Annotated in this window: 9 protein-coding genes and 1 pseudogene; all 10 read right to left on the minus strand. The window is 34.2% G+C overall.

The annotated features are described in order from the left end of the window. Positions 1-229: 229 nt before the first annotated feature. Positions 230-922: pseudogene (locus BLW20_RS06425) on the minus strand (AlbA family DNA-binding domain-containing protein); the annotation flags it as partial. Between the two features lie 5 nt (positions 923-927). After that, positions 928-1203, minus strand: coding sequence for a hypothetical protein (locus BLW20_RS06430; RefSeq protein WP_091097734.1), 276 nt, complete (start codon positions 1201-1203; stop codon positions 928-930). Between the two features lie 6 nt (positions 1204-1209). Next, positions 1210-1665: a LexA family protein gene (locus BLW20_RS06435; RefSeq protein WP_091097737.1), complete on the minus strand. Its 456-nt coding sequence runs from the start codon at positions 1663-1665 to the stop codon at positions 1210-1212. Then, positions 1662-2915: a Y-family DNA polymerase gene (locus BLW20_RS06440; RefSeq protein ID WP_091097741.1), complete on the minus strand. Its 1254-nt coding sequence runs from the start codon at positions 2913-2915 to the stop codon at positions 1662-1664. The genes BLW20_RS06435 and BLW20_RS06440 overlap by 4 nt, the downstream gene beginning before the upstream one ends. Positions 2916-3339: 424 nt before the next feature. Then, positions 3340-3732: a Fic family protein gene (locus BLW20_RS06445; RefSeq protein ID WP_091097745.1), complete on the minus strand. Its 393-nt coding sequence runs from the start codon at positions 3730-3732 to the stop codon at positions 3340-3342. A gap of 95 nt (positions 3733-3827) precedes the next feature. Then, on the minus strand, positions 3828-5057 hold the full coding sequence (locus BLW20_RS06450) for a type II toxin-antitoxin system HipA family toxin (RefSeq protein WP_091097748.1): 1230 nt from the start codon (positions 5055-5057) through the stop codon (positions 3828-3830). Continuing rightward, a complete protein-coding gene (locus BLW20_RS06455; RefSeq protein WP_091097752.1) occupies positions 5054-5359 on the minus strand; it encodes a helix-turn-helix domain-containing protein in 306 nt (101 codons plus the stop codon). Before BLW20_RS06455 ends, BLW20_RS06450 begins: the two co-directional genes overlap by 4 nt. Before the next feature lie 201 nt (positions 5360-5560). Then, complete coding sequence (locus BLW20_RS14665; RefSeq protein WP_177165043.1) at positions 5561-5797, minus strand: DUF6922 domain-containing protein; 237 nt, start codon at positions 5795-5797, stop codon at positions 5561-5563. Positions 5798-5905: 108 nt separating this feature from the next. Continuing rightward, complete coding sequence (locus BLW20_RS06465) at positions 5906-9046, minus strand: type I restriction endonuclease subunit R (protein WP_091097755.1); 3141 nt, start codon at positions 9044-9046, stop codon at positions 5906-5908. Next, the coding region (locus BLW20_RS06470; protein WP_317039275.1) for a transposase at positions 9043-9344 on the minus strand (302 nt) is incomplete at its 5' end. The genes BLW20_RS06465 and BLW20_RS06470, both read right to left, overlap by 4 nt.

Below are 9344 nucleotides of genomic sequence, written 5' to 3' on the forward strand. Positions count from 1 at the left end.
GCATTGGTCAGAATACACCTGATCAGCCACGTTGATGTGTTTTGGATGGTGCAAAATAGCCGAAGGACATACCAAAAACGAAAAAAGCGAAATAAATCACCCTGCCTTCAGACTTCTTTGTTCTAAAATAAGGGGGAGGTGGGTTTTGGGGAAACTAAAAAGATGTATTGATATTCAATAGATTAACAACTAATTTTGCCCTATTTGAAAGATTGTCCGTTTAGTAGTGATTCAATTTATCTAAAACCTGATGCGTGGCTTTAATCAATGATTCGTACCCATACTCGTTGCTTTCTGCTAATTCCACCCGATTTAAACCTTGATAACGAGCTACTTTTACAGAAATGTTATTGACATCATTCATTAAATACGCTACATAATTGTAATTTCCTTCTTCTGTAACTAATTCCAAATTTCGGGCAAATTGTTCATTTAAAGCTTTTCCGATCGATTGATAATAAATATGTAATTGCTGAAACTGTAAAGTTTGTTTGGGCGATTTCATATTCCCGATAGAATTTCGGATTCGCTTGCTAAAAAGCAATTCTATTTGTCGGGTTGGCATCGGTTCAGCCGAACTTCCTATTCTAATGAAAGTACCTTTTTCTGAAAGCCCATATTTCTTTATGTAATACGGTTTTTCATAACCACCAGCCACAATGATTTTGATGATGTCTTTGTCATTTTTCTTTTCAATAATCAAATCGAAAAGTCCCAAACAAGATGGTAAAATGTTCGTTTTTAAACGATCTTTAATAAGCAATTGCTCCTGATCGGCATCCTTTACACCAATTGGAATTCCGTTTTTATCAATGCCAATATAAATTACGCCACCTTCGTTAGCGTTTAAGAAGGCGACTACTTCTTTTTCTAATTCAGGTGTTACTTTTTGTTTGAACTCAGTATGTTTATTTTCGATCATTTGCTTTAATTTTTTGCTATACTGGCTTTCACAGCTTCAATATTCCGTTTATCAGCCCAATACAAATCACCGGAATCAGAAATATCAAAAGGATTTAACCGAAACTCTTCAGGAATAGCCATAAATTCTTTTATCCATTCGTTGTCAATAATATTGATATTGCGAATAGTAGAAAGATACAACGTATTATTTAGTAATTCAATTTGAATAGGTTCATCTATGGCTTGTTCTAAATAAGCATCAATACTTTGTTTGAACAGTTTTTCTGTTATTTTTTTCATGGTCAATTATTTTCTTCTTTTAATATTACGGATTAACGCATCTACTACACCTAAAATCACGACTTCGTCCTCTTCGCCGATCATAACAGAATTGGCATATTTAGGGTTTAGTGCAACCAGTTTAGAATGGAGTTTATCATAGCGTTTTAAGGTATATTCCGATGAATTGATTGATACCACCACATCATCACCGTGTTGTGGTTCATAATCCGACCGTAAAATCAGAATATCGTTTTCATGATAATCAGGGTACATTGACAAACCTTTTACACGGTTTACAAACGTTGATTCTACTTTGGAAAGATATAATTCGTCTAAACTGATTCTGTCATTCAGAAAATCTTCTGCCGGTGATGGAAATCCCGCATTTACGCCTTCTCTTACCTGAACATAATATTTTTTGCCATCGGTATTAATGGGTAAATATTCCAGTTCGTTACCAAATTTTATAAACTTTATCATCTGATTTCCAAAATTTCATTCCATTTAGTAGTGTAATTAGGACTTAAATGTTCCTGACGCATTTTCCACGTTTTATCTAATGCCTGCGAAGCCAATTTCAACTTTTGCGTTCCGTATTTGGAGTTTAACTGATCCATTGTCCGCATAATTTCACGATGTTTCACAGGTTCATCTTCAAACAAATTGAATTGTTTTTCGTGTTCCGGTGTGATACCGCCCACAATAACTCCGGCTTTTTTGTAATGATAACCTTGTTTAAAAATTAAATTTAAACCTTTTTGAGCATATTTGGCAATTTCTATATCTGAATTTGTGGGATACGGAATACTTACATTTATGGAACGGGAATATTGTTCCTGTTGGTCGTTGAACCGATTGGTATAGATAAAAACGGTAACCAGCTGACAGGTCGATTTTTGTTTTCGCAATTTTTCGGCACACGTAACCGCAAAGGTAGTAATGCGTTCTTTGATGTATTCCTTGTCGGTATACGTAGTATCAAATGATCGGGTGGTTGCGATGTGCTTTTTGGCTTGGACTTCTTCCAGTCCTAAAACAGAAATTCCTTCTAATTCTTTTTTTAAACGCAGTCCCACTACCGAGAATTCTTTTCGAACATATTCATCCGAAAGCTCTGTAAACTGAATGGCTTTGTTAACTCCTTTGGCTTTCAAGCGTTTTGACATTCGTCTGCCAATGCCCCAAACATCTTCTATATTGAGCCATTTTAAAGCTTTGATGCGTTTTTCGTCTGTATCCATTAAGTAAACACCTTCCAGCTCAGGAAATTTCTTAGCAATATGATTGGCAACTTTTGCCAGAGCTTTTGTTGGGGCAATGCCTACACAGGTTGGGATGAGTGTTTTTTGCAAGACTTCTTGCCGTAATTTTTTACAATATTTGTCAAGTGGATTATCGGTGAAATTATTAAAGTGCAAGAAACATTCATCAATCGAATAAATTTCGATATCTGGCGTGTAATTCTGAAGAATGCGATACACCCGATTGCTCATATCTCCGTATAATGCATAGTTCGATGAAAATACTTTTATGCCTGATTCCTGAAACTTTTTTTGGTATTCAAAAGCAGCTGCACCCATTGGAATTCCAAGCTTTTTTGCTTCGCTGGATCGTGAAATAACACAACCATCGTTATTGCTTAAAACAACAACAGGTACACGACGCAAAGTGGGATTAAAAACCCGCTCGCAACTCACATAAAAATTATTACAGTCAACTAAAGCATACATGCTACAAAAATAGCAAATTTAGAAAGCGAAGGCGTGACAAAAAACGTCGTTAACATATAAGGAATGTTTTATCAAAATTTCTTAATTTAGCATTATTAAAATAGTAATTGAACTAGCGTAAGCTGTCGATTTTTGGTTACAGAAAACTCGGAATCTTCAAAAAAACCCAAATTCTGACAGACTTACGCCTGTGCCTTATATGGGCGTGGGCTAAGTCTTTCTGGGTTTTTGGGTACCCTAGTACCTCAGTAACGGATTGATTTTAGTTTCACGCCTTTTTCTTTACAATAATAAGGTATCATAAAAATTGCTATCATTATGAAAAAAATTTCACTTCTCTTTTTTTAATATTGAGTATTTCGAGTTTTGCACAAACCCAACAAGACAAAGAATTAACTGCCGAAGAAAAGGAAAAAACTAAATTTTACAATTTAAGCTCATAATGTGTGCTTCTTCCGCCTGAATTTGCCTTTACCAAAACTCCTTTATTTACCAAATCGGTTATATCTCTCAAAGCGGTGTCTTGTGATGATTTTGTTATTTTTGCCCATTTAGACGTTGTCAGATTACCCTCAAAGTTATCCATTAGCTTGTTGAGCATTTTTTGCTGACGTTCATTCCTGATTTTACCCGCATTTATTACCCAAAACTGATGTTTCTTTACAACTTTATCAATGATTGTATTAGAAGAAAGTATTGCGTTCTTCAAACATTTAAGAAACCAAATAATCCATTCCGTAATATCTAAATCGTCTTTTTGCGTGTGTTCTAATATCTTATAATAGGAATTTCTTTCATTTTTTATTTGTGCCGACATACTATAAATAGGGGTTTACAAAATATATGTTGTACAATAGTGGTACATAAATTAATAAAATCCCATATAACTTTTTTTTACAACTGTATCATTGCTTATAATTTTGAGATTGCCTTCTGAATTAGTTCTATGTTAGACTTACTGATTCCAAAATCTTTAGACAAACTCATCCACTTAGCAAGTGCAGAACGAGTTTGTTCAATAACATTTTCTACGAATTCTTTTGACAACTTTGCTTCTAATCCTAATTTAGTAAGGTGTTTAATACTTATATTTCGTCCTTCTCCCGCAACCATTGTGCTTTGTTCTCCTCCTGGGCCGCTAGAAAAAGTGAGGTCGTAAGCAGGTGATAATTTCCACTCGCCGAATTCATTCATTAAAAATGTGAAATTTTTTGAGTGATCATCTCGGTTGTGTGCCATCACATTAAAAACCGCTAAACGAAACATCTTTTCTACTTCTCGAATATCTTTCGTTAACACACCTGTCAATGATAATAAATCTTCATAATCAAGAGACGGAAATCTAAAATTATTATGAATCAAACCGCTAACCGTATGCATGTGCAGTCGTTTGTTGCCGTTTCTATCAAAACGTTTTACCGCAAAATAGCCATTTCCTTTTTGGGAAGGAAACAAATGAATCGTTGGCATTTCAATTCCGGCATCCAAAGCCATTAATGCGTAAACATATTCTATTGCACCGGCATCCATTCCATCTTGCGAATTTGGGAATTTTACCATCCAATGTTCAAAACCATTGCTTAACTGATCTGTTCCATGTATTATGTTTTTTCTTTCACTATCAACTCCAATTAATGCTTTTGGTCGAGCTCCAGCAGAAGATCCATTCAAAGCTAAAAGTTCTGTAATCACTTCCTCTGATTCACCTTCCAAAACTTCTTCGGTGTGTGTAGCCAAAACATCCAAATCAATTATTTCATCGTTTGTGTTTAAGCTTTGATCGGGTTCATAAACTAAAGCACCCAAACCATTTAATCCAACATAAGCTAAACGATCAAGCGGAGATATATCTGACGGAGAAATACCCTCCGAACGGAGTAAACGATCGAAAAGTAACCTTCCCCAACCATCGGGTAAACTATCGTTGAAAACTCCAGCTAAACCTTCAAAAGGACTTTTTGGAAGTTCTATCACACCACGTTGCAGAGGAAGTTTTATGGGAGAAATTTCTAAACTACTATGCAAAAAAGCTTCATCATATTCAAAATAGATAATGCTATTACGAATTGCCAAACGTCCAACAGGTTGAATTCCAGAACCGAAATTCAAACCTACCTTTATTTCTTTAACAGCTGTTTTCATTTTCTGTTTCCTCGTTTTCTAATTGTTTTTTCCTCTGATTTTAGCACTTCATCAATAGATTTAAAATGTTGCTCTTTGGGTTTTAAAGCATCAACTATCTCTTCTAATCCGCCAACAACCGACAGTATTTTCAAAAATGAATCTAAAGAAATTACTCCCTTTTGTTCAAATTTTCTCAATGTTGATAATGGGACACCAGCTCTTTCCGACAAACCTTCTTGAGTCAGTTCCATTTGTAATCGTCGAGCACGGATGCTTTCAACGATTTTTTTTTGTATTTTTGATAAAGATATAAATAACATTATGGTAGTATTTAAGTAGCTTTAACCAAAACAACTACTACTATTGTAGTACAAATTTACAAAAAATATTGTAAACTAAGATAATCAATTGAAAACTACATTGGTATTAGTTCAGAAATTACATCACATCGGGTATAAAAACGATTTAAAATACATAATTATACCTTTTGGGCTATATTTTTTGAAATTGTATTCAGAAAATTAACGATCTAAAGATTTATTTTTATAAATAGTATAAGGTTGTCTTTTATATTCTGACAAAGCTTTTTCAATCACACTATCGCCATAAAATCTTTTGATTTCCAATTTCTCTTCTTCATTACCTCTTTCAAAAACACGTTGAATAACCGCTTTGTATTGTTTATCCCAATCTATTTTATTGATGTCTGTATCCCAGAAAAGAGCTTTTCTTATTAATGCTAAATTTGGAGTAGCCATAAATTTTAAATGAAATCAACAATATTTAAAATTACTAAAATTCTATTTCAAAATAATTCAGAATTTCTATAAGTTATATTGCCGATAGAAATAATTTCCATAATTCCATTACCTATTCTTCTTAAAATTCTCAGCTTGTTCTAATACATTCTTATACACATCATCCTGCGTAATAGGAGGGTAGCCGTATTGATGTAATTTAACGATGATATCCATCTTAAGTTGTGCTTTAATATCATCACGGTCGCTCCAATCAGGATATTTAGCGGTATTGTCAACAATATTTTTTATTTCACGAGCTAACTCCAACATCTTGTCATTATCAAATTCAAAACCGTATTGTTTGCAAATCATATCCAAAATGTCATAGAAAGCTTTCTCTTCGTAATCTATTCCTAGATCTTGAAACGAATCCATTTCAACACGAAGTTTGATGATGAGATCCAACATTTGTTCGGCAGTATCAAACTGAATCCCTTCATAATCTAAGATATCACCTTCGCTTCGTTCATTATAGCGATTAATGATCGATTGTAATCGTTCTGAAAAATCTTGTCCTTTAACTTTATTAACCTTTTTAAAATCGTTAATGGTCTGCTTTAACAAGCGTTCTAAGATTTTAATCTTTGTGTTCGGTAATTCTAGATTAGAGATTTTCTCTATAAACTTATCATTAAACAAATCAATGGCATTGGCTTTATTATCATCGAGCTTAAAGATTTCTTCCACACCTTCAGAAACAATCGCTTCTTCCACCATTTTGGCTACTTTAGCATTCATTTGTTCGGTATCTGGAGCTTCACCTTTGGTAAATTTTACTACAATAGATTTTACAGCAAAATAGAAATGTATTTCATCTACTTCTTTAGATGTAAACAATTCCGAACCACTCACCAGGTTGTAAGACGATTTCAATTTTTTGGTAACATTCACAAAGAATTTTTCCGATTCTTCGGTCAATATCACATATTCAGATGCGTTTTGTAAACATTGCAAACGCTCTACAGGATTACCTTCATAATATCCTTTGGTATCAAACGTATGGAAATACTGACGTAACAAATCCATTTGATCTCGAGCCAGTATTTCGGCTTGTTTTAAATCTTCAAAATCATCATCGGCCGTTTGGTTATTAAACAAACCTAACGCATGATTTAAATTCTTTTTGATTCCGATATAATCCACAACCAAACCACGCTCTTTCCCTTTGTATTTACGATTGACACGAGAAATGGTTTGTATTAAATTGTGAGTTTGTAACGGTTTATCGATATAAATAGTATCTAAGAAGGGAACATCAAATCCTGTCAACCACATATCCACTACAATCGCAATTTTGAAGTTGGATTTGATTTGTTTAAACTGTCGATCCAATTCTTTTCGATCATCTTTATTGCCTAATAAATTCCATAACTTTTCTTCATCATCCTTATTACGTGTCATGACCATTTTCACACGTTCAATAGGTTTGATCTCTTTACGCTCTTTATCTGATAAATCGTCTGCCAATTGCAATTCGCCCCATTCCGGACGTAACGCCAAAATTTCTTGGTACAATTTATAAGCAATGGTACGCGAAGCACAAACAAACATCACTTTTCCAGCTACCGTAGCTTTTTCTGCGATACGCTTTTCGTAATGATCAATAAAATCTTGTGCAATAGCTTTGATTCGGTCGGTATCTCCTAAAACCACTTCCATTTTTGCAATAGCTTTCTGACTGGCTTCGACATGATATTCCGATGCGCCTTCGGCTACTGCATTTTCGTAATAGGCTTCAATTTCTTGAACTTTATTGTAATCTAAATTGACTTTAGCAGCTCTTCCTTCATAAACCAAACGAACTGTAATTTCATCATTTACCGATTCAAACATCGTGTATTGATCAATCACATCTCCAAACACTTCTAAGGTTTTATCGATAGGGGTTCCTGTAAATCCTACATAGGTTGCATTAGGTAAGGAATCGTGCAAATATTTAGCAAAACCATACGATTTGTTTACCGTTTGTTTTTCGTGATCAATAGTCACTTTTAGATCCAAATTGACTTGCGATCGATGCGCTTCATCCGAAATACAAATGATATTGGTACGATTGGATAAGATTTCTGCATCTTCGGCAAATTTCTGAACCGTAGTTAAAAACACACCACCACTTTCTCTACCACGCAAACGTGCTCGTAAATCGGCTCTCGATTCAATATTAATAATGGTTTCATCGCCAATAAAATCTTTTGCATTGGTAAAATCTTTCGATAATTGATCGTCTAAATCGGTACGATCGGAAATGATAATAATCGTTGGACTTGCAAAATCAGTGGAACGCATCAACAAACGCGTTAAGTACAGCATCGTAAAACTTTTTCCACAACCCGTAGCACCAAAATACGTTCCTCCTTTACCATCACCTTGTGGTTTACGGTGTACTAAGATGTTTTGATACAACTTATTGGCCGCATAATATTGAGGATAGCGACACAGAATTTTGTCTTCTCTTTTTGAATTGTCCGGAAACAGTACAAAATGATGAATAATATCAACCAATCGTGTTTGATTCAACATTCCTTGCACCAAAGAAGTCGTGGTTTCAATTCCTGTTAAGGCTTTTTTTTCTGCTCCAGTAATTTTATTCCAACCGTAGTAAAATTCGTAAGGAGAAAATACCGTCCCGGCTTTATTATTCACCCCATCACTAATCACACAAAACACATTGTATTTCAATAGTTCGGGGATATCTCTTTTATAGCGATTAGTTAATTGTTCGTAAGCTTTAAAGATTGTTATCTCTTCTTCAATTAATGTTTTAAATTCAAAAACCACGACAGGAATTCCATTGATGTACAAAATCAAATCAGGAATACGCAGTTCTGAACCTTGAATTTCCAATTGATTGACAATTTTGAATGAATTATTAGCTACCGAATCACAATCGATATATCGTATATGTAAATCTTTTTTTGATGGATCGTTGCGTTTAAAAATCAAACCATCTGCCAACAGTTTGCAAATGTATTTGTTAGATTCATAAAAATTAGAAGCCGACTGAAAAGCGATTTCATTAATGATGCTTTCCAACTCCATTTCTTCCAAATCGGGATAACGTGTTAATAGAAAAGAACGTAAATCGTCTTTCAACAAAACTTCCTGATTAGAAGTTCTTGTTAACTTTTTTCCGTTAATATATTTGTAACCTTCTGTTTCCAAAAGGCTGATAAATGCTTGTTCTAATTTATATTCTGTAAATTTCATTTTTTATAAAATTTATCATCTTCCCATTTTGTGGGATTATTGATGATGTATTCCGAAATGCGTTGATAGGATTGTTCGTTGCGGATGATATGATCGTAATAATTTCGTTGCCACAATTTAATGGGCGCATCAAATGCACACAATAAATTTATTTGTTTTGTAACGGATGATTTATATCCACGGACAATTGCCCCAATTGTTTGGGACGGCCCCCGTAGGGGCGTTTTGCAAACGCCCCAATTATTTTCATCATACAAATGCAATTCATTATTATCCGGCGAATGCAATTCATTATTAT

This window comes from Paenimyroides marinum (assembly GCF_900108395.1).
Lineage (GTDB): Bacteria > Bacteroidota > Bacteroidia > Flavobacteriales > Flavobacteriaceae > Flavobacterium > Flavobacterium marinum.